The organism is Paraburkholderia sp. BR14320, assembly GCF_040948665.1.
GTDB lineage: Bacteria > Pseudomonadota > Gammaproteobacteria > Burkholderiales > Burkholderiaceae > Paraburkholderia > Paraburkholderia youngii.
Map to the genome: position 1 here is coordinate 115227 of NZ_JBFPKG010000001.1, position 19996 is coordinate 135222.

General features: G+C 60.5%; 18 protein-coding genes. 9 read left to right on the top strand and 9 right to left on the bottom strand.

Going from position 1 to position 19996, the window contains the following annotated elements:
- Positions 1 to 55: 55 nt before the first annotated feature.
- The 3 genes from AB3X89_RS00565 (at position 56) to AB3X89_RS00575 (ending at position 2259) form a co-directional block, all read left to right on the top strand.
- Entirely contained in the window at positions 56 to 1264 is a 1209-nt protein-coding gene (locus AB3X89_RS00565; RefSeq protein ID WP_368581314.1) for a class I SAM-dependent methyltransferase, read from the top strand.
- Positions 1265 to 1322: 58 nt separating this feature from the next.
- The gene (locus AB3X89_RS00570) at positions 1323 to 1964 is read left to right on the top strand and encodes a peroxiredoxin (protein WP_368581315.1); all 642 of its coding nucleotides are present in this window, start codon (positions 1323 to 1325) and stop codon (positions 1962 to 1964) included.
- Positions 1965 to 2040: 76 nt separating this feature from the next.
- Complete coding sequence (locus AB3X89_RS00575; protein WP_368581316.1) at positions 2041 to 2259, top strand: DUF2945 domain-containing protein; 219 nt, start codon at positions 2041 to 2043, stop codon at positions 2257 to 2259.
- Positions 2260 to 2371: 112 nt separating this feature from the next.
- Here the strand turns inward: AB3X89_RS00575 and AB3X89_RS00580 are convergent, their stop codons facing one another.
- The 6 genes from AB3X89_RS00580 to AB3X89_RS00605 form a co-directional block, all read right to left on the bottom strand.
- Positions 2372 to 3271 (bottom strand): NAD-dependent epimerase/dehydratase family protein, encoded by a 900-nt coding sequence (locus tag AB3X89_RS00580; protein ID WP_368581317.1) that lies wholly within the window; start codon positions 3269 to 3271, stop codon positions 2372 to 2374.
- Positions 3272 to 3372: 101 nt separating this feature from the next.
- Positions 3373 to 3729 carry an STAS/SEC14 domain-containing protein gene (locus AB3X89_RS00585; protein ID WP_368581318.1) on the bottom strand — a complete coding sequence of 119 codons (357 nt, stop codon included), beginning with the start codon at positions 3727 to 3729 and terminating at the stop codon, positions 3373 to 3375.
- 169 nt (positions 3730 to 3898) lie between these two features.
- The gene (locus tag AB3X89_RS00590; RefSeq protein WP_368581319.1) at positions 3899 to 5347 is read right to left on the bottom strand and encodes a UbiA family prenyltransferase; all 1449 of its coding nucleotides are present in this window, start codon (positions 5345 to 5347) and stop codon (positions 3899 to 3901) included.
- Entirely contained in the window at positions 5344 to 6870 is a 1527-nt protein-coding gene (locus tag AB3X89_RS00595) for a glycosyltransferase family 39 protein (RefSeq protein ID WP_368581320.1), read from the bottom strand. Before AB3X89_RS00595 ends, AB3X89_RS00590 begins: the two co-directional genes overlap by 4 nt.
- Positions 6871 to 7156: 286 nt before the next feature.
- Complete coding sequence (locus AB3X89_RS00600) at positions 7157 to 8035, bottom strand: ATP-grasp fold amidoligase family protein (RefSeq protein WP_368581321.1); 879 nt, start codon at positions 8033 to 8035, stop codon at positions 7157 to 7159.
- Between the two features lie 342 nt (positions 8036 to 8377).
- Positions 8378 to 9196 carry a class II aldolase/adducin family protein gene (locus tag AB3X89_RS00605; protein WP_368581322.1) on the bottom strand — a complete coding sequence of 273 codons (819 nt, stop codon included), beginning with the start codon at positions 9194 to 9196 and terminating at the stop codon, positions 8378 to 8380.
- Between the two features lie 243 nt (positions 9197 to 9439).
- On the opposite strand from AB3X89_RS00605, the gene AB3X89_RS00610 reads away from it, so the two are divergent.
- Both AB3X89_RS00610 and AB3X89_RS00615 read left to right on the top strand, forming a co-directional pair.
- Positions 9440 to 10768, top strand: coding sequence for an MFS transporter (locus AB3X89_RS00610; protein WP_368581323.1), 1329 nt, complete (start codon positions 9440 to 9442; stop codon positions 10766 to 10768).
- Between the two features lie 25 nt (positions 10769 to 10793).
- Positions 10794 to 11735, top strand: coding sequence for a LysR substrate-binding domain-containing protein (locus tag AB3X89_RS00615; protein ID WP_368581324.1), 942 nt, complete (start codon positions 10794 to 10796; stop codon positions 11733 to 11735).
- A gap of 232 nt (positions 11736 to 11967) precedes the next feature.
- Here AB3X89_RS00615 and AB3X89_RS00620 read toward each other — a convergent pair whose 3' ends face one another.
- From AB3X89_RS00620 to AB3X89_RS00630, 3 genes are all read right to left on the bottom strand, one after another.
- Positions 11968 to 12639 (bottom strand): hypothetical protein, encoded by a 672-nt coding sequence (locus AB3X89_RS00620; RefSeq protein ID WP_368581325.1) that lies wholly within the window; start codon positions 12637 to 12639, stop codon positions 11968 to 11970.
- A gap of 15 nt (positions 12640 to 12654) precedes the next feature.
- Positions 12655 to 12924, bottom strand: coding sequence for a hypothetical protein (locus AB3X89_RS00625; protein WP_368581326.1), 270 nt, complete (start codon positions 12922 to 12924; stop codon positions 12655 to 12657).
- Between the two features lie 435 nt (positions 12925 to 13359).
- Positions 13360 to 16101, bottom strand: a complete 2742-nt coding sequence (locus tag AB3X89_RS00630; RefSeq protein ID WP_368581327.1) for a winged helix-turn-helix domain-containing protein — start codon at positions 16099 to 16101, stop codon at positions 13360 to 13362.
- Between the two features lie 536 nt (positions 16102 to 16637).
- On the opposite strand from AB3X89_RS00630, the gene AB3X89_RS00635 reads away from it, so the two are divergent.
- Genes AB3X89_RS00635 through AB3X89_RS00650 form a run of 4 tightly spaced genes read left to right on the top strand, consistent with a single transcriptional unit; the run spans position 16638 to position 19952 of the window.
- On the top strand, positions 16638 to 17501 hold the full coding sequence (locus AB3X89_RS00635) for a branched-chain amino acid ABC transporter permease (RefSeq protein WP_368581328.1): 864 nt from the start codon (positions 16638 to 16640) through the stop codon (positions 17499 to 17501).
- On the top strand, positions 17498 to 18478 hold the full coding sequence (locus AB3X89_RS00640; RefSeq protein ID WP_368581329.1) for a branched-chain amino acid ABC transporter permease: 981 nt from the start codon (positions 17498 to 17500) through the stop codon (positions 18476 to 18478). Before AB3X89_RS00635 ends, AB3X89_RS00640 begins: the two co-directional genes overlap by 4 nt.
- Positions 18475 to 19239 carry an ABC transporter ATP-binding protein gene (locus AB3X89_RS00645; RefSeq protein ID WP_368581330.1) on the top strand — a complete coding sequence of 255 codons (765 nt, stop codon included), beginning with the start codon at positions 18475 to 18477 and terminating at the stop codon, positions 19237 to 19239. The genes AB3X89_RS00640 and AB3X89_RS00645 overlap by 4 nt, the downstream gene beginning before the upstream one ends.
- Positions 19236 to 19952, top strand: coding sequence for an ABC transporter ATP-binding protein (locus tag AB3X89_RS00650; RefSeq protein WP_368581331.1), 717 nt, complete (start codon positions 19236 to 19238; stop codon positions 19950 to 19952). Before AB3X89_RS00645 ends, AB3X89_RS00650 begins: the two co-directional genes overlap by 4 nt.
- Positions 19953 to 19996 lie beyond the last annotated feature (44 nt).

A 19996-nucleotide genomic window follows, 5' to 3' on the forward strand; every position in this document is an offset into this window, starting at 1 on the left:
TGCACGGTCTGCTTCGACGATGTCGCTTTACTTGCGGTGCATGAAGGAGAATTGGATGTTTTGGGAAAGAAAGCTGGCCTCGTGGGCGGCCGATCTTCGCGAGCACAGGAATTTGCCAGCACGCGTTTCGCTCTGGAATGGCCAGTCGCATGATCTTGGCGTATTCAGGCAGCCAGCCGTCACGCTGCACGCGAAAAGCGCGGCAGTCACGCGACTGCTGCTGTCGCCGCGGCTGGACACGCTGGGAGAAGCCTACGTACAGGGAAAGATCGATCTCGAAGGGGACCTGACCGACATCGTCGATATCGGCTATGCGCTCGCGATGGCTTCGCCGGAGGCGCAGGGCCGGTTGCACCGCCTCGCGCGACATCTGACTCATTCGAACGCGTCCGACCTGCGCGCCATCCGCCACCACTACGATGTGTCGAACGATTTCTACCGGCTGTGGCTGGACCGCCGCATGGTCTACTCGTGTGCGTACTTCGAGAATGGCGACGAGGACCTGGCCACCGCCCGGCAAAAGAAGATCGACCACATCCTCGCGAAAATCCAGCTGAAGCCCGGTCAGACATTGCTCGACATCGGTTGCGGATGGGGTGCGCTCGTGATTCGCGCCGCGCGTAAATTCGGCGCGCGGTGTGTCGGCATCACGCTGTCGAAAAACCACTTCGAGTGGGCAACTGAACTCGTGAAAGCACGAGGTCTGACGGATCGCATCGAAATCCGCTTGCAGGACTACCGCGATGTATCCGGACGCTTCCATCGGATCACCAGCGTCGGCATGTTCGAACATGTGGGGCGCCAAAACCTTGCCGAATACTTCGCGCACGTGGAAGGACTCCTCGCCGAAGACGGCGTGTTGATGAATCACGGCATCACATCGACCGATGCGGAAAGCGGCGAAACGCCGTACGGCGGCGTCTTTATCGATAAGTACGTGTGTCCCGATGGCGAGTTGCCTCATCTGAGCCTCACGTTGAAGTCGATGCAGGAGGGCGGTCTCGAAGCGTTCGACGTAGAGAACCTTCGCAAGCACTATGCGCAAACCCTGCGGCTGTGGAGCGCGAATTATGAGGCGAACGCAGCGAAGCTGCGCGAACTGGTCGACGAAAAGACATTCCGGATCTGGCGTCTGTATCTCGCGGGCTGTGCTCACGCATTCGAGAACGACGAAGTGGCCATTTACCAGATCGTCGCGCGCAAGGCGGGCATCCGTGCCAGCAAGCTTCCGTGGTCACGCCGCTATATCTACGCGCCGAACTGATTCATTCCGCGACTCCACGAATTCTCCGTGGGGCGATCTAACCTGAGAGGTCAACATCATGAGTAGTCTTCGTCTGGGCGATACCGCGCCTGACTTCGAGCAGGACACGTCAATGGGGCGGATCCGCTTCCACGAGTGGGCCGGCGATGCATGGGTCGTTCTGTTTTCCCATCCCGCGGACTTCACACCCGTGTGCACGACGGAACTCGGTTTGACGGGGAAATTGCAGCCCGAGTTCGAGAAGCGCAACGTCAAGGCGATCGCCCTTTCAGTCGATGACGTCGCATCGCACAAGGCATGGACGAAAGATATCGAGGAGACGCAGAAAACCGTGGTCGGCTTTCCGATCATCGCCGACAAGGACAAAAAGGTCGCCGCGCTATACGGCATGATCCATCCGAACCAGTCGGGAACGGCCACGGTGCGCGCGGTCTTCATCATCGATCCGAAGAAGACCCTGCGGCTGACGCTGACCTATCCGCTCAGCATCGGCCGTAACTTCGACGAGATTCTGCGGGTCATCGACGCGTTGCAGCTAAGCGATGCACATCAGGTGGCCACCCCTGGCAACTGGAAGAACGGCGACGAGGTGATCATTCCGCTCACGTTTCAGGACGAAGCCGTTATCAAAGAGAAATTTCCCAAGGGCTATCGTGCGGAGCGTCCGTATCTGCGCTATACGCCGCAACCCGGCGAATAACGGATGAGACGCTCGAGCCGGCTCAGGAACGACGAATGCTGCGATCCTATGGGTTCAACCACTGGAGAGCACAATCATGTCCCATCGACTGAAAACAGGTGATCGCGTCACGTGGAATACCCCGCAAGGCGTGACGACAGGTACGGTCGTCCGCAGGATCATCAGGGATACGGAACTGGAGGGTCAGGTTATCAGTGCGTCGAAGGATGACCCCCGATACGAGGTCGAAAGCGAGAAAAGCGGTCAGCATGCGGTGCATCGCGCGGACAGTCTGGAGAAGGTGCACAAGCACTGATCTGCGCGGGATCGAGAACGGCGCCATTGCACCCTTCAGCGTCGTTGCAAGGTAGGCAATCAGGACTCGCACGGCATGATTGGGCCGGCCGGGCACCGGCCCGCCATGCCTACTAGGCGATCTTCTTCGTTTCGTCGCGCCAGTAGTGTTGCTGTTTCCACCCAACAAGGCGCTTGAGCTTCTCATTGCTGAGCAGAGTCTCGAACTCGCCGAGTTGCTTTCTGACCGGCACGCCCGGGTAGTAGCGCCGGAGCAGTTCCGCGGTGGGCACGTCGGACGATACGTCGTCGGCCGCCACGTTCATGACCTGAAAGCCGAGACCGTCCTTTTCGATGGCGAGCCGGCACGCGCTCGCGAGATCGCGGCCGTCGATATAGCTCCACGCGATCCTCTTGCGCAGTGCCGGATCTTTGAGCCACTCCGGAAACTTCGCGTAGTCGCTGGGTTCGAGCACATTGCCGATACGGAAGCAGTAAATGTCGGAGCCGGTGCGCGCGTGAAACGCCTTCGCCGTCACTTCGTTGATCACCTTCGACGTCGCGTAGCTGTCCATCGGGTCCACCGGATATTCCTCGTCGAGCGGGAAGTATTCCGGACTGCGGTCGCGGTGCGCGAACACGATGCCGTAGGTGGTTTCGCTCGATGCCACGATAACCTTGCGAATGCCAAGCTTCGACGCTGCGTCGAGGATGTTGTACGTGCCCATCACGTTGATCCGGTACACCTCGTTGTCGGGCGTGATCATGATGCGAGGGATCGCCGCGAAATGCACGATCGCGTCGATCGGCTTGGGTTCGAGGTCGTTGGCGAATTCGCCCGGGGCCGTGCTCGATGCCAGCGCATTGAATACCTGGCCCGCATCGGTGATGTCCGTAATCAACGTGCGTGCGGTGCGCGTTGCCATCGGCACGCGATCGACATTCATCACTTCGTAGCCGTGCTCGACCAGGTCCTGGACGACCCATTTTCCGGCCAGGCCGCTGCCGCCGGTCACAATCACTCGCTTCGTCATGTGCTCCTCTTCTCCTGTTGTGCTTCTTGTGTGGGTGGCACTGCATGTCCCTGATGCGGCAGTACCCGTCTCTGCTCAATGCGTCCGGCTGGAGACGACGTTCAGGCGTTGATCCAGGCCCGCGCCTGTTCCAGCTCGTTGACGCGAAACGCCTTGATTTCGGCCTTTGTAAAGAACCGCGCCAAATGCATCGACGCGTGAATCCAGCCCGCGTCGGCTACCACGGCGGCGCGCTTGACCTTGCGGGCGACGGAGACGCCGAGCGTCAGGTCGGTCCACAGTGCCTTCGGTTCGATGCCGCTGAAATGCTCGATACGTTCGAGCACGCGGGTCTTACCGTTCAGTTCAAGATCGCCGCGCATGCGCTCGATGGCTTCGCGCAGTTCGTGGTCGGTGATTTTGCCTTCGACGGATATTTCGATCACCGGTGAATCGGCTACGGTGTGATACACGATCATGGCGGGACCCCTGGCGACGGAGACGTTACACGCTCAGGCACAGATGAACCTGGCGTCCGATGGTGTTTTCATGGTACCGCTTTCCACACGCCCGGTCAGGTTGCGAGCGTATTGCAGAACGGCAGAGGGCGGCTCCGACAAGCGCACCATCCGACGCATGATCGCCGCTCTATAACGCCATCCAGAAACACGCCGCGCAGAGTGCGATCATGAGCCAGCTCGCGCGGTCCTTCGCCGCAAACAGCACTGGATCGTCGTGCATCTGTCCGCGATGGGCGATCAGCCAGATGCGGCCGACCCAGTACAGCAGGATAGCGCACACCGGCCAGATCATCGGCGGGTGACGATAAAGCAGCGCGGTATTGCGGTCCTGGATATAGAGCGCGAGGACCAGCACGGCGAGATAGCCGGATGCGGCGCCGAGCGATGAAATCAGCGCCAGGTCGTCGGACTGGTAGCCGCGCCCGCGTGTTTTCGTCAGCCCGCGCGCCTGCAATGCATGCAGTTCCGCATAACGCTTGACCAGCGCGAGGCTCAGGAACATGACCATCGAGAACGCGAGCAGCCAGAAGCTCAGATGTGCCCCGATCGCGGCTGCACCCGCCACGATGCGCGCGGTGTAAAGCGCGGCAAGCACCACCACGTCGACCATCACCAGCCGCTTCAGGTAAAGCGAGTACGCGAGCGTGAGCGCGTAGTAGGCGAGCAGTGCGAGCCCGAAGCGCAGCGGCAGGCAGCCGAATGCGAGTAGCGCGCCGCCGGCCAGCAATACCGGACACAACGCAACCCCCCTGCGTAGCGGTAACGCGCCGGATGCGAGCGGCCGATTGCGCTTGGAAGGATGATGGCGGTCGTCCTCGAGATCGATCAGATCGTTGAGCAGGTAGACGCTCGACGCACACAGCCCGAAGGCGACGAATGCGAGCCCCGCGGCGAGCGTGGTCGCCGGCTGCCCGAATTGGTGCGCGGTGAGCAGCGGCACGAAAATCAACAGATTCTTGAGCCACTGGTGCAGGCGCAGCGCTCTGCCCAGCACCTTCAGGCGCCTCGGCCGGGTCTCGATCACGCGATCGACATTGCCCTGCGCGAGCGCCACGCGCTCGACGCCGCGCTCCGGGTTCACGACCCACGCGCGCGCGGCGCTGGCCAAGACCGGCACGTCGTCGCGCGAAGTGCCCGCGTAGTCGAAGCCGCGCTCCCCGAAGGCGGCGATCAGACGGTCACGCTTGCGTCTCGCGGACAGGTTGACCTTACCGTCGGTCGCATGGACCTCGTCGAAGCAGCCCAGATGATCCGCGATGGCCTGCGCGTAGCGCTGGTGGGTGGCGGTCGCAAGCACGAGCGCACGGCCGGATGCACGCTCCGCCGCCAACTGCGCGAGCAGGGACGCGTCATACGGCAGCCCGGTGACATCGAGATCCGTGGCGGCCGCGAGCCGCGCCTTCAGGCCCGCTTTGCCGCCACGCAGCAGCCAGACCAGCAGTTGCCAGCAGCGCAGCGGCGAGGTCTTCAGAAACGCCCGCGCGCACTCGATCAGAACGTCGGAGCGCAACAGCGTGCCGTCGAGATCGACGACGAGCGGCCGGCCGCGGTCCGGCGTGATCGGCGCATGGCTCACGACTGCGGCACGATCACGAACAGCTGGTAGGGACGCGCGGGCAACTCCCGTCCCCATGCGGTCTTGCCCACCTCGAGCGCAACCGGCGCGGCATGGCTTAGCGACGATCCGGTCGCGATGCAGTCCGAGTCGTCGCCACGGCACACGATCAGCGCGCCTTGGCGCGTGAAATCGGCGGGTGCGACCCAAGGCGTTGCTGCCGGCCAGTCGAGATCCCAGAAGCGGGCGCGGCCGCCGTCATAGAACACCATCGAAGCGGCTTCATGCGTCGAGCCCGCCACGATCGACAGCGGCCGGCTGGTGTGTTCGTGCCACACCGCCTGCGCGGCTGCCGCGAGTTCCGCGCGCGGCTCGGCCGCGTCGTCGGTATTGCGCTGCGCCCCCGTGTAGCCGACCACGGCGGACACCGCGAGCACCAGCGCCCAGTACACCGCCATCGCGCGTATCGCACGCTGCGGCGCGAACTCGACGCGGGCTTGCGCGAGCACGGCAAGCCAGAGCGGCACGATCGCGAACCACTGCGCCATGCCCCAGACCGAGGCCATCTGCGTCTTGCCGATCACGGACAGCACGCCCACGGCGAACAGCGGCCCCAGCGCGAGCCACCAGAGATCCGGGTGCGACGCGGGCCGAACGACGCTCAGCGCCATTAGCCGCGCCGCCCCGCGCGTGCGCACCATCAACAGCACGAAAACGAAACTGAGCGCGAGGTAGCCGATCTGCGCGAGCGTGTAGATGCCAAAGCGCCCGACCGCGGCGAGAAGCGTGCCGCCGGTGCGTTGCGCGGCATACTCGAGCGTCGGGAAATGATTGACCATCATCCAGTGCACGTGCGGGGCCAGCACGGCGACGCCCGCCGCCACCGCGAGCAGCGAATCGACGCTGACGAGGCGCGCCCGCCATGCGGGGCGCGCGAGCAACGCCAGCAACAGCCCGAGCAGCAGCACGATCGTGAAGTACTTGCCCAGCACCGCAAGCGCCGCGCAGGCCCCGAGACCGAGCGCCGCGCCGCCGCGCGCGACGCGGCTGCCCGGCTGCACGTAGCGGACGAAAAAGTAGGCGGTCCACGGCCAGACCGACAACAGGATCGAGTTGGGATTGAATTTGATGGCGAGATTCGAGTAAAGCGGCGATACCGCCATCGCAAGCCCGGCGAAGATCGCGATCTGGCGCGGCACGAAGCGCCCGGCGAGCGCGACGATGCCGGCGAGGCCGACCAGCACGTTCACCGCCGAAAGCGCGAAATAGGCGAGATCGGTATGTGGGAACACGCTGAACCAGGCCGCGGCGACCCACGACGAAAGCGGCGGGTGCTTGGCGTAACCGGCCTGCCACTCGATGCCCCAGACGTAGGTCTCGACCATGTCGCCCTGGATGTCCAGATTGCCGCGCGCGAGCCAGGCGGCGAGCGTCCAGACGACTGCGTGGAAGGGGAGCAGCCAGCCGAGTGATGCGATGCCTGCGGCGGCAGGTTGGTCGGAGGCCGAGGCGAGCGACGGAGGATTCGAAAGCTGGGTCGACATTGAGCGTTTTGGTCTGTGTGCCACCGTACCGGGTGGCGTTTTTAGCCCGGCATTGTAATATGAGCTTATGGAAGAAGTGGGCGAACCTGACAGACCACCCGGCAACCGATGGCGCCGATCGAGTAAAAAAGGCTTGATGGAGGAAGGACGGTCGCGGCGAAATTGACCCGTGAACGGGTCGCGTCCAGCGACTAACAGAGCTGAGTGCCGCTAATGGGGCTGGCGGTCGCAGTCGGCCGCCAGGCTGATGAAGAGGAACGCCGTCACGACCACACTGCAGACACCCTCACGACAGAAGACGTCCCCATTCATAATCGACCCGATCGGGCAACATGGGACTTACGCCAGCCCCCGGCGTGAAAGTGAGTTCGCCGAAGAACACCCGGTCAGATGGTGCGTACAGGTCGACGCGAACATAATCGAAACCCTCGGACAGAAGCGCCGCCGTATCGAGCAACAGCTCCAGATTGTTCGGTCGCGGTGCCGGCCGCGTGCTGCGAAGGTAGGGAGCAAACTCGAGGTCGATACGGTTCCATTGTGCGTCGTATGTGTCGCCGCGCGTGTTGCTTCCGAAACGGTCTGAGATGACGAAGATATACATCACGGGTCGTCCCGATCCGTTCGCAAAGCAGTGAACCTTGTAGTCGGCTGGAATCATGCCGTGCTCGTCGAGCAGCAGACTCTCGAAGTAAATGCGTGGCTGAATTCCTCGGTAGTGCCGTTCCCGCGCATTTCTGTAGAAATTGGTGGAGAGCCATTGGCTGGCGAGGCACTGGAGATGTTCGAAACTCTGCTGCGACTTGTCCCGGACGATTTCCACAAAATTGTTTCCATGGTTCGCCTTCATGACAAAGGAATTCGGCAACATGTCGAACGTCTTTTGCGTAAAGTCCGAGGGCGCGGAGATGATGGGGATGAGGTATTTCTCACCGATCTTTTCTCTGACGTAATCGCGCACGGTCAGTTTGTCGGTCAAAGCGCTGTATCGCGAGTCCGGCCGCAAGCAACGTAGCAGGATTTTCTCGTTGTAGGTTGTGGGGTGAAAAAGTTTGGGGAAGCGCCCGATGCGCTTGCGATGTAGCAAGCTGAGGAAAACCGCATCGGGAAGAAGCTGTTTCGCGTTGTCTTTCGTCCATTGAACAATGGATTGGGACGGGTAGGTCATTGCACGTCTCCCAACAATGACTACGCACGGGTATCGATATTTCTGAAGCTGCGACTGACAGAAGTTCGATGCAGGCTCAGAGGTTATGATCATTCGGCAAGAAGCCAACGTCAAGAGCGGTGACGCGACAAATATCGCATCACGTGGAGTAGATATTGATATTCACAAAGGCGAGGCCGGCTGATATGGTGATCGCTTGCATACTGCCGCGAATGCGCTCGGTGCCAATGATCAGAAGTAATGGGCCGCTGACCTTGTTCCTGATGTATTTGCAATAAGCGTCATGAGCGCGCTTGAAGTGGAAGGTACCGTACGCATGTGTATCGTCGCTTTGATCAACGACTAAGTGTCGAGCATGCGCGCGTAGTCGTTGAGGTCGCTGTGTTCGCGCAGTATCTGCTTGAATAAGCCCTGAAAACCGAGCCAGGCAACGTAGTCTGACGCCAGATGCCGGCGCGTCGCCCGTGCCTCTTCCGCGCTCAGCGGCTCGAGCGGGCCGGCCGCCTCTGCCAGCAACTGCACCTGCGCGCACCGCTCCATGGCGATGAAGCGATACACGGCCGAATCCACGTTCGATCCCACCGTCAGCAGGCCGTGATTCAATAGGATTGCGGCCTTGCACTCGCCCATGGTCTGCGCTATACGCGCGCCCTCGTCGGTGGCGAGCACGACGATGTCTCCGCGAAATATCACATGGTTTTCGAAGAACAGACACGCTTCCTGATTGATCGGCGCCAGCAGCCGTTCGCGCGCGGCGAACGCGCGGCCATAGGTCGTATGCGTGTGCACGGCGGCCGCCGCCGCATGATTCTGGCGATGCAGCCCGCAATGAATCGCGACCGCCGCCGCATTGACCGGCCCACTGCCGTGGTGCACCGCGCCCTTGTCGTCGATGCACATGAGATCGTCGGGATGGATGGTCGAAAAGTGCTGCGCATATTGATTGACCCAGTAGCGGTCGTGATGCTCGGGATCGCGCATCGTCACATGACCGGCGATGCCCTCGGTCAGCCCGAAGCGCGCCAGCAGCCGGAACGCCGCCGCGAGCTTGAGCTTGCGATGCCGCCGCTCGGTCTCGTGGTCTTCATGGACACGCGGAACCGGCAACGCTCCGCCGATGGGAGTGGGAATCTGATAATCGTCGGAGTCGACCGAGCACATGCGGCACCCTCGATGAAAGAGACGGGACATTGTTATTCTGGTGCGCCAGAAGTGCCGCCGTCCATGGCGGTTTGCGCAATGTCGTGTGAGATTTCGGCACCACTCGCCACGAAGGCCCGTCGCGCATGGCTTTGCACGAGGTTATGCCGAAGCGTCACAGGACAGATACTTTTCGTGGATTGTCATGGAAATTCGGCTAGTGCTAAATGAAGCCACGAAAGGACTCGTGCCCGGACAACACCCATGCAGACTCTCGATACCCAAAGCGCGTTGCCGCCCGATCTGATGAAACGCATCGTGTGGCGGCTCGCGCCGCTGATGGTGCTGATGTACGTCGCCAACCAGCTCGATCGCGCCAATGTCGGCTACGCGGCATTGACGATGAACGCCGAACTCGGCATGAGCGCCGCGCAATACGGGCTGTCCGCGAGTCTGTTCTTTCTGGGCTACATCCTGTGCGAAGTGCCCAGCAATCTGTGCATGCATCGCTTCGGCGCGCGGCGCTGGATGACACGCATACTGGTCTCCTGGGGCCTGCTGTCGTCGCTCACGAGCTTCGTGCCGAACGCGCAATGGCTGTATATCGCGCGGTTCACGCTCGGCGTGTTCGAGGCGGGGCTGTATCCCGGCATGGTCTACTACCTGACGCTGTGGATGCCCGCACGCAATCGCGTCTGGATGATGTCGCTCTTCACGATGTCGATCCCGCTCACCGGCATGATCGGCGCGCCGGTGTCGACGTGGATCATGGAGCATGCGAACGTGTTCGGCATCACCGGCTGGCGCGCGATGATCCTGCTCGAAGGTCTGCCCGCTATCGTGCTCGGCGTGGTCGCGTGGTTCTATTTGCCGGACGGTCCTCACGCATGGCGCGGCCTGAGCGAGAAAGACCGTCAGACGATCCGCGCGGCGCTCATCGGCGAGGAGCAGGCCGCGTCCGCCGCCGTGCAGCCCGGCAACGCGCGCCACGCGCTCACCAACCTGAAGGTCTGGGGCCTCGGCCTGGTTTATTTCGGCATCAACTCGGGCATCATCGGACTGCTGTATTTCCTTCCGCAGGTCGTGAAGACCTTCAAGGGTAGCGCGCAGTACTCGCTCACGCAGATCGGCCTGATCACGTCCGCGCCGTTCGCGGCCGCGGTGGTCAGCGTGATCGTGTGGGGACGTATCGTGAGTCGCAAGCGCATTCATGCGCGCTACGTCGCCGGACCGATGTTGCTGTCGGCAATCGCGCTCGCAAGCGCACTCTATCTGTCGTCGCCGCTCGCGACCATCGCGGTGCTGGCGGTCGGCACGTCCGCGTGCTTCTGCAGCATCAGCACGTTCTGGCAGTTGCCGCGAAACATCCTCACCGATCGCGCGGCGGCGGCGGGCATCGCGCTCATTACGAGCATCGGCGTATCGTCGGGCTTTCTGATGCCGTATCTCATCGGCTGGGTGCGCGATACGACCGGCACGTTTCAGCTCGCATTCATCGGCATCGCGGTGGCGATGACCGCCGGTGCAGTGCTTGCGATCGTGCTCGACACCGAACGTCGACGCGAGCCCGCCGCAAGCATGGCGCTAAAATGAGCGAACTTCCTATGGAGACCCGCTCGTGTCATTGCGTAGAGGAATTCCAAGCCTGACGGCGTTGCAGGCCTTCGAGGCGTCGGCGCGTCATCAAAGCTTCTCGAAGGCCGCCACTGAACTGCAGCAGACACACGGCGCCATCTGCAAGAAGGTCAACGAACTCGAATCCAGCCTCGGCGTCGAGTTATTCCGGCGCGTCAGCCAGCGTCTGGTGCTGACCGATGCGGGCGCCGATTACGCGCATCGCATCCGCGTGAATCTCGAGCAGATTCGCCAGGACACGCGGCAACTCGTAGCCAATCGCGAACGCTCGACGCTGCGCGTCGCGGTAGGCGTCACCTTCGGCGCGCAATGGCTGGTGCCTCGGCTGCCGGGTTTTCATCGTGCGCAGCCGAACATCCAGGTACGGCTGATTGGCCGTGATCAACCAACGTACTTCCACGACCTGAACTTCGACGCCGCGATTCACTTCGAGCAGTCGCCGCTGCCGGGACTCGCGAGCAAGGTGCTGATGGCGGACGACGAAGTGTGGATGGTCGCCTCGCCATCAATGGCCGATGAACTCGCCGCGCAGGACATCGTCGAGATGCCGTGGATTCATACGCGCGATCTGCCCGCCGCCTGGATGACGTGGAGCGAAGCCGCCGCGCACGAAGCCATCGAACACACGCCGCGCAACGGCAGCGACCACTCGTTCGACTTCTTCATCATGGCGATTCGAGCAGCGGTCGCGGGCCTGGGCCTCGCGCTATTGCCGCGCGTGCTGATCGAGCAGGAGCTGGCGTTGGGCCAGTTGGTGCGCATCGGCGGATATGCGGCGATCAATGCGCAGAAGACTTATCTGATGTTTCCGGAGCAGCGGCGCGAGTGGGCGCCATTCGTCGCTTTCGCCACATGGCTGGACGAGGAGATGACACGTTATCGCGCGCAACGTCGAGCATTGCCGGAAGAAGCGCCGCAATGCTGACGTGTCGAGCAATGCTATTGGGGTGAATGGCAACGGCGTGCTTTACCGTGGAAGCTTTCGAAAGTCTGGGTGGCTCGCACAAGACCGAATACGACTTCGAACCCTCGCTACTGGCATGCTCAATCCTGCGGTTGATAGGAAACCTTGGGCATGCGATCTGACGCGACTGCGCGTGCAAGATTTTTGCGAGGGAACCAGTTTCGGAGTCGACCGCATGGGTCGGCGCATATCGCTAATTCATATTCCAGGTGATCTTGTTATTCACCTCGACCGCATGCGTGCCCACGGCGGGTGGGTGCAATAGCTGTCCCGAGAATGTCCCCGAACCGCTTATTCCTTTGTACTTGCCGGTACCTCCGGTCAAAATTTGAGTGTCGGTTTCGAAGGTGAGGTTGATCTTGTCACCGTCCACATCAGTTTCGGTGCAAGCACCCTTTACTTCATATTTGCCGCTTCTAGCGCTTTCATAGAAAAGGCAGTGAACCGACATACGATCGAAAGGCTTTTCGCCGACCGAATTGCGCGTGATCCCGAACCCCTCAATCAGCAAACTGGACCCTTGATCGCCCATGTCGATGGTGGCCAGTTCGTGGTTGATAGCGTAATTCGTGTAGGTCGTGCTACCGTGCCGAGGCATATCGAACGTCTGGGCCAATGTCGCGCCGGCGGGAACAGTCATGGATGCGGCCAATGCCAATTTTCTTAACGTTGATTTCATTTTCCCTGCTCCGTTGACTACTTCGAAACTCGTACTCCATTGCGGGCTCCACAGAACTGTTATAGATACTTGGTTTGAATAGAGATAGTGTGGGTAATGCTTGCAGAAAGGATGGCGATGCACCCTTGCTGCAAGCAAAACACTCCTGCGACGGCGCCGGCCAGTGACTTCGGTCAGCCGTTGCATGACCGGACAGTCGCCTTATTGACCGCTCTTCGCTGTATTTAGGGCATCGCTCGGCGGCATCGAGTGCGTATCGGACTCGTTCTTGCCGAAATCATTTTTGCCCGGTATCGCATCCAACGGGCTCGACACAGGGTCTCCGTTACGTGTCATGCCGGAAGTTGCCGCGCCATGCGCGCTACCTCCGCCGCTTCCACCATTGCCATTTCCGCCCCCCTGAGCAAACGCGACGCCTGCCACCATAGTAACGGCTGTGCAAGCCAAGGCCACCTTCAGTGCATACTTCATGATGCGTCTCCTACAAGTTCGACGAGATTGATTCGCGTCGGGACTGATGTGCCGCTCACGGCGACAAACCGTTTGCGTAGCGGCAGTGCGCAAGCGGTTGAATTCGGCTCGAATACGCTGGATGCGCGTGAGCGAGGGCCCGTGATGAGGATTAGTCGCGCGCCTCCGCCATTAATGACGCAGCGGTCGCCGCATCCATGCGCGATTCGTTGCAATATGCGAGTTCGCTGGCAAGAGCAGCGTAGGCACGGCGGGGTCGGGTCGCACGAAGGGATGCCGAATCAACGCCGAAATTGCGCCGAAAGATGTGACCACGACGACGGCGTATTGAAGGCAATCGGTTCGATTGGTGGAAGATGACTTGTGCTTCAGGCGGGCGCGGGCAGCCGCGGTTTCCGGTGCAATGAGTCCAAATCCGCCGCGTCGCTTTTCGTTCTATCGCGCCGGAAATGCCATTGCTGTGACTTGCTCGACATCGAGCCGCGCGCCTTCGCTGGCAAATCGATCACGTTCTTCGGGCGTGAATGACGAGCGGACAATGTCTCGCGCATGCTCGTAGCTGGACACCGCATGCGGAGGTATCCAATCGCGGTAACCAAGGTCTGCCTGCAGAAGGCGCCTGTCAATCCAGGCAATTGTCCTCGCGGCGTCGGCGAGACGGCCCTGCCGCACCAGCAAATGCGCTACGTAGCAGTAGGGACAGGTCATCGGACCATCCGCATGCATCGACAGCGTGCAAGCGCTGCGCAATTCAAGCTCAGCCGTTTCGATGTCGCCGAGATAAACGAGCGCCGCGCCGCGTACAACGAGGATTTGCGACCGCAGGTGGACACTTCCGGTCACGCTGGCGCTGTCGAGAATATCGTTACATCGCCGCAATGCGGAAGCGAAGTCGCCCGCCATCAAGTCGCAGGCGGCCAGCAAAAATTGGCAGCGGTCTCCGAAGAAGCTGTCGCCACGGCGATGCGCCTGCAATGCAGCATTGGCTAGTCTTCGCGCTTCCTCGGGAGTGCCATCGATATAGTACGCGCAAGCCGCTCTGCACCAATCGGTGTACGTTTGCAACCACGACGGCCATGCGTCGTCGAACAGGGCTTCTGCCTCGGCCAGTGCTGCCTTCGCCGCGTCGCGATCGGTCAGCATGGCAAACTGGAGCGCTGCAACCATCAAGGAGCTGAAGACTCCGAAGCGGTCGTTCAGGCTTTGAAAGAGTCGAGCCGCCTTCAGTGCCGAAGCGGCCTGGCGCTTCGTCTCCGTACGCATGCGCAGGTCCGCGACGGCAAACCAGAAGCGCGCTGCCAGTCGAGGCGGCATTGACTCGTCCACCCAGGGTTCGATCGTGCGGTACAGCCGCGCGCCTTCGTCGTTGAAGCCGCGTGCATCCCATAGCGTGTCCGTGGCGGCGGCAAGCTCGACCGCGATCCGGCGATCGCCCGTTGGTCCAAGTGCCCACGCCACGGCTGCGCGCACATTGTCCAGGTCTGGCGCGATGCGACGCATCCGCGCCAGAGGCTCCTCGAAGGGATCGTCTCCGGTCAGGTTCTCCGCTAGCGCTTCGGCGTGGCGCCGGCGCGTCGCATCGAGCGCACCGGTGACGGCGAGCCGCTCCAAGGCAAAGGCCCGGCTGCTTTCGAGCAGCCGGTAGCGCGGCATTCCGCCGCCTTCAATCATCACGAGCGATTTGTCCACCAGCGAGGCCAGGTGATCAATGACTGCCCAGCTATCGATTGTCTGGTCACTCGCTGCGCGTTGCGCAGCTTCGAGCGAGAAACTGCCCATGAACACGCCGAGCCGGTCGAACACGGTCTGCTCGGGCGCCGTCAGCAGCCCATAACTCCACTGCAGCGCCCGCCGCAAAGTCTGATGGCGAGGCAGCGCGGTTCGAGTTCCGCCCGCCAGCAGCCTCAACCGCTCGTCGAGCCGCAGCCTCAGCCCATGCAGTCCGAGGAGCGCCCCCCGCGCCGCGGCGAACTCGATCGCCAGCGGAATCCCATCGAGCCGCCGACAGATCTCGACCACATCGCCCACGTTGCCGCTGTCGACCGTAAACTTCGGATCGGCCGCCTGGGCGCGGGCGACGAACAGCTGAACCGCGCCAAAGCCCAGCGCGACGGTCGCGTCGGCGCTCGCGGGCACGGCCAGCGCGTCGAGGCGGAAGATCTGCTCCTGATCGATATGCAACGGTTCCTGACTGGTGACCAGCACCCGCACGCCCGGTGCGGCGGCCACGATCCGCGCGACCAGGTCCGCGGCAGGTTCGAGCAGGTGTTCGCAGTTGTCCAGCAACAGCAGCAGTCGCTGGTCCCTGATCAGCTGCACCAGCGACGTGAGTCCCCCTGCTTCGAGCGCGATCTGGTGTCCCAGCACGCGCGCCACGGTCGGCACGAGAAGTTGAGCGTCCGCCAGCGAGGCCAGTTCGACGAGCCAGGCGCCGTCTGCATAGTCGTTGCGCAGCCGGTGCGCCACGGCCTGCGCCACCCGTGTCTTGCCGATGCCCCCGGGGCCCACCACGCTGACGAGCTGGCAGATTTCCAGCAAACGCGCGAGCGTGGCGATGTCGTCCGCACGCCCATAGAGCGGTGGCATCTGGGCCGGCAGATTACCGGCCGCGCGTGCTGACCTCGTCAGGGAAGCGCGCTCTTCCCCAGCGGACTCTGTGTTCGAAGGGACTGCTCTTCTGACAGCCGTATCGACGAAATCAGAAGAAGACCGCTTCAGCGCCGCTTCCCGAACCGATTGCGGCACGCCGATGTCCCCATTGAGCGCCAGCGATGACGAAGGTGCCGTCAGGTCCGGGCCTTCGGCGGAAAATGACCCGACTGGCCGGACGTCGAAAATATAGCCCCGGCGCGGCACCGTCCGAATTAACTGCTGACTTCGATCGCCCAGCGCCGCGCGCAATTCACCGATGCACTGCACCAGCGAATCGTCAGTAACAATAACGTCGCGCCATACGGCGTCGATGAGTTCGATCCTGCCTAGCAGGCGGCCGGGGTGCTGCGCCAGATGCAGCAATAGCGCAAAGGTCTTGGGTCTGAGGGCAACAGGGCGTCCCTCGACGCGCAGTTCGCCGCGCCCTTTATCGATGTCGAATCCGGGGTAGTGCAGTACAGATACGATGGCGTCGCTGACGGAGTCCGGCGTCGTGATGAATTTCGCGGAATTTTCGGCGTTCATTCGGCCAATCGTCGTGTGAGTCGACGCCTCCCTGACTATCCTTGTCCGAGTCATCCATTGATGGAGCATATGACTCTAGGGACCTCGCCGCCAGTGTTTGATGCCTTTTCGGACGCAAGCGTGCATTCGCGCGCTACCCGACAAGGTCCGTTCTGCGCAAGATCATCTTTTAGTGGAAGACATGATTCAAATTGGCGATCGAGACGAAGAGTGATGGAGCGATCCGGTCTCGAAGCATTTGACCGGATTGGCGGATTTCGACTTCCAAACCGCACTCGTTTGCCAAACTCATCAACTATCATGCTTAGAACGCTTAAGGCTTTTGTCGATGCTGTTGGCAAGAAAAAAAAGGTCGTCGACTTGCGCCCTGACGATCCTGGAACCTTACGATTAACCGACTCATTCCAGTCGCCACGCTTTATCTATAGAGTGACGTTCGGCTAATACAGGATAAAACGCCGTCACTGAATGGAGGAGGCTATGACGTTCGACGCTTCATCCGCACGATGACCGGTTGAAGATCGGTCACTGGTGACATGATCAGTCTCTACACAATGCAGGCCTTGCACGGCCTGGTCTATGGGATGCTGCTCTTTCTGGTTGCGTCCGGACTGACTCTTATCTTCGGGTTGCTGCGGGTTTTAAATATCGCTCATGCGGCCTTCTATATGTTGGGCGCTTATCTCGCCTATGCGATCGTCGCGATCACAGAGAACTTTTGGCTTTCTCTGCTCATCGCCCCTATTGCGGTGGGATTACTCGGTGCGGCAGTTGAATACGGGCTATTGCGGCGCATTCGCGGGCATGGACACGAGCGCGAATTGCTTTTGACTCTCGGTCTGTTTTACATGATCTCCGAAGCAACGCGGTGGATCTGGGGCAGCTATACGTTGGAGGTTCCAACGCCCTCGTTGCTGGCCGGATCGATTCCCCTGTTGGGCGGACGATATCCGACATATCGCCTGTTCATTCTCGCATTCTCAGGTCTGATTTGCGTGCTTCTGGGGATTGTCCTCAACCGGACGCGGCTTGGCATCGTCATTCTTTCCTGCGTTTCGGATCGGGAAATGGTGAGTGCGCTGGGTGTCAACACGGGTCTGGTGATGACCACGGTTTTTGGCCTGGGTTCTGCCCTCGCTGCTATCGCTGGAGTCGTTGCGGCTCCTTTCCTGCAGGTCGAACCATCGATGGGACAGGCAATTCTCGTCGATACTTTTGTCGTTGTCGTAATCGGCGGATTCGGATCGCTTTCTGGAGCGTTGATATCCTCCATTCTGATCGGTGAGATACAGTCATTCGGGATACTTTTCGTTCCACAGTTTGCACTCGTTTTTCAATTCCTTCTGATGGCGGCAGTGCTGATAGTCAGGCCACAAGGCCTATTGGGGAAGACGCGGTGATTCTGCTCGCCGGATGGATTTCAGCGCTCATCGCGCTCTACCTTCTACCTCTGATTCTGGACATCGCTTCGCTGCGACTTGTCATAGAGATACTTTACTTTGGCCTCTTTGCCGCCTCGTTCAATCTTCTGTTCGGGTATGGCGGAATGCTTTCTTTCGGTCATGCAGCCGCGTTCGGAATAGGTGGTTACGCAGCCGGTCTGACATGGAAATTCCTCGGTGCCGTGCCAGTTCCACTGACTTTGATTGGTTGCGCGCTCTCTGGCGCATCTTTGGGGATCGTCGTGGGAGTCTTTTGTGTTCGTTCTCGAGGCACGTCTTTTTCGATGCTCACGCTGGCATTCAGTCAATTTCTCTTTGCAGTCGCACTGAAATGGCGGACCGTGACGAGGGGCGACGACGGCCTGAGCGTTCGTGCACCGGATTTGCGCTTGCCAGGCGGGCTTCTGTTGCACATGAACGAGCCACGGCACTTTTACTGGCTTGAACTGACGGTGGTGATGCTGTGCATTGCTGCGATATGGCACATCACCCGCACCCCATTGGGAAACGCCTCAGTGACGGTGCGCGAAAACGACGAGCGGGCTGCATCGCTTGGCTACAATGTTTTCGCCACAAGGTTGAGCGTGTTCTGTATTGCATCTTCTTTTGCAGCGGTCGCGGGTGGACTCTTTGCGAGCTTTCAAGAACTTGTGTCGCCTGAAGCACTGGATTTCAACACCAGTGCCGAGGTGGTGTTGATCGCGCTTCTCGGCGGTACCGGAACACTTGTCGGGCCTCTATTAGGTGCAGCAGCTTATATTCTGTTACAAAACTGGCTGTCGAGTATCAGCGAACACTGGCCGTTCGTGGTCGGTCTGCTGTTCGTCCTGCTAATACTGTTCATGCGTACCGGTTTGTCTGGCATCGTCGGGCCTGCGGGTCCAATCCAATATCTGATCGGAATGTGGCGTTCACCCACGCGAGAACAGCCATGAACCCCATGCTCGAACTCCGCGAAATTCATCACGATTTTTGCGGGTTTCGTGTGTTGGCGGGAATCGACCTGAAGATCTTTCCGGGTGAGCGGCACGCGATCATCGGACCGAATGGCGCAGGCAAGACGACGTTGTTCAATATCATCAGCGGGCGCTTGCATCCAAGGCAAGGGGGAATTTTCTATAAACAAAAGGACATCACGCGGATGTCTCCCTATCGTATCGCCCGCCTAGGTGTTGCTCGTTCCTTCCAAAGTATCAACACCTTTCCGCGCCTGACTGTCTTCGAGTCCGTGCGAAGTGCTGTTTTATCCCGCCGCGGCAGCCGACTCGATTTCTGGCACGTCGTCGATCATCAGGAATCCGCAGCCCGGGAGACAAATTATGTTCTCGGATTGCTGGAGCTACTCGAGCGACGCGACACGCCGGCATGCGCGCTTTCATACGGCGAACAGCGACAGCTGGAGATTGCGCTCACCATCGCGACGTCTCCTCAATTGATCCTGCTCGATGAACCGACCGCAGGTCTCGACGTCGACGAATCACAGAAGGTCGTCGAGTTGATTCGTCAGATAAGCAAGAACAAGACGCTCGTGATGATTGAGCATGACATGGACGTCGTTTTCGCAGTGGCCGACCGCATTAGCGTACTTCACTACGGTACGTTGCTCGCGTGCGGGACACCGGATGAAATACGCCATAGCAAGGATGTCCAGTCGGCGTATCTCGGATCGGACTCTCGCGCGGGAAGAAGATCATGATGAAAGCCACGGAGTTGCACGCCTACTATGAAAAATCGCACGTTCTCCAAGGTGCGTCTTTGATGGTCGACGATGGTGAGGTTGTTTGTCTTTTGGGCCGAAATGGTGTCGGCAAGTCGACGACACTGAAGTCCATGATGGGACTCGTCAAGCTGGCGTCAGGCTCAGTGGTCTTTAATGGCAAAAACATAACCAATTTTCCGGCTCACTCCATTGCGAGGCTGGGTTTTGGATATGTGCCCGAGGAGCGCCGTATCTTTCCGACTATCACCGTGAAGGAAAATCTTCTGATCGGAATGAAAGAGGCACCGCCGTCAGCCAGCGCCACGAACGGCAACCGCTGGACCTTGGACCGAGTCTATGAGTTCTTTCCGAGGCTGCGAGAGCGGAATGCCCAGCGAGCCGGTACCTTGTCCGGCGGCGAGCAGAAAATGCTCTGCACCGGTCGCGCGCTAATGGGCAACCCAAGCTTGCTATTGGTAGACGAGCCAACCGAGGGACTCGCTCCCGCAATCATCACGCAAGTCGAGAGAATACTCAGCGCGGCTCATCATGATGGCACGGCCATCCTGCTTGTCGATCAGACGATGGGGCTCGCGCTGTCGCTCGGAAGCCGCTTCTATGTGATGTCGAAGGGACGCATCGTGTTTGACGGCAGCTCGGTGGATTTGATTGCGGACGAGCAAGTCAGAAAGCGATATCTGGAGTTATGAAAATGCGCACTTAGGGTGCGTGACCGCTTCTTCAGAGAGGCTAA

Coding starts and splice junctions, on each gene's coding strand:
- AB3X89_RS00635 (WP_368581328.1), top strand. CDS start 16,638: ATGATCAGTCTCTACACAATGCAGGCCTTGCACGGCCTGGTCTATGGG.
- AB3X89_RS00595 (WP_368581320.1), bottom strand. CDS start 6,870: ATGTCGACCCAGCTTTCGAATCCTCCGTCGCTCGCCTCGGCCTCCGAC.
- AB3X89_RS00650 (WP_368581331.1), top strand. CDS start 19,236: ATGATGAAAGCCACGGAGTTGCACGCCTACTATGAAAAATCGCACGTT.
- AB3X89_RS00620 (WP_368581325.1), bottom strand. CDS start 12,639: ATGCAACGGCTGACCGAAGTCACTGGCCGGCGCCGTCGCAGGAGTGTT.
- AB3X89_RS00565 (WP_368581314.1), top strand. CDS start 56: ATGTTTTGGGAAAGAAAGCTGGCCTCGTGGGCGGCCGATCTTCGCGAG.
- AB3X89_RS00605 (WP_368581322.1), bottom strand. CDS start 9,196: ATGTGCTCGGTCGACTCCGACGATTATCAGATTCCCACTCCCATCGGC.
- AB3X89_RS00570 (WP_368581315.1), top strand. CDS start 1,323: ATGAGTAGTCTTCGTCTGGGCGATACCGCGCCTGACTTCGAGCAGGAC.
- AB3X89_RS00630 (WP_368581327.1), bottom strand. CDS start 16,101: ATGAACGCCGAAAATTCCGCGAAATTCATCACGACGCCGGACTCCGTC.
- AB3X89_RS00625 (WP_368581326.1), bottom strand. CDS start 12,924: ATGAAGTATGCACTGAAGGTGGCCTTGGCTTGCACAGCCGTTACTATG.
- AB3X89_RS00600 (WP_368581321.1), bottom strand. CDS start 8,035: ATGACCTACCCGTCCCAATCCATTGTTCAATGGACGAAAGACAACGCG.
- AB3X89_RS00645 (WP_368581330.1), top strand. CDS start 18,475: ATGAACCCCATGCTCGAACTCCGCGAAATTCATCACGATTTTTGCGGG.
- AB3X89_RS00580 (WP_368581317.1), bottom strand. CDS start 3,271: ATGACGAAGCGAGTGATTGTGACCGGCGGCAGCGGCCTGGCCGGAAAA.
- AB3X89_RS00585 (WP_368581318.1), bottom strand. CDS start 3,729: ATGATCGTGTATCACACCGTAGCCGATTCACCGGTGATCGAAATATCC.
- AB3X89_RS00575 (WP_368581316.1), top strand. CDS start 2,041: ATGTCCCATCGACTGAAAACAGGTGATCGCGTCACGTGGAATACCCCG.
- AB3X89_RS00610 (WP_368581323.1), top strand. CDS start 9,440: ATGCAGACTCTCGATACCCAAAGCGCGTTGCCGCCCGATCTGATGAAA.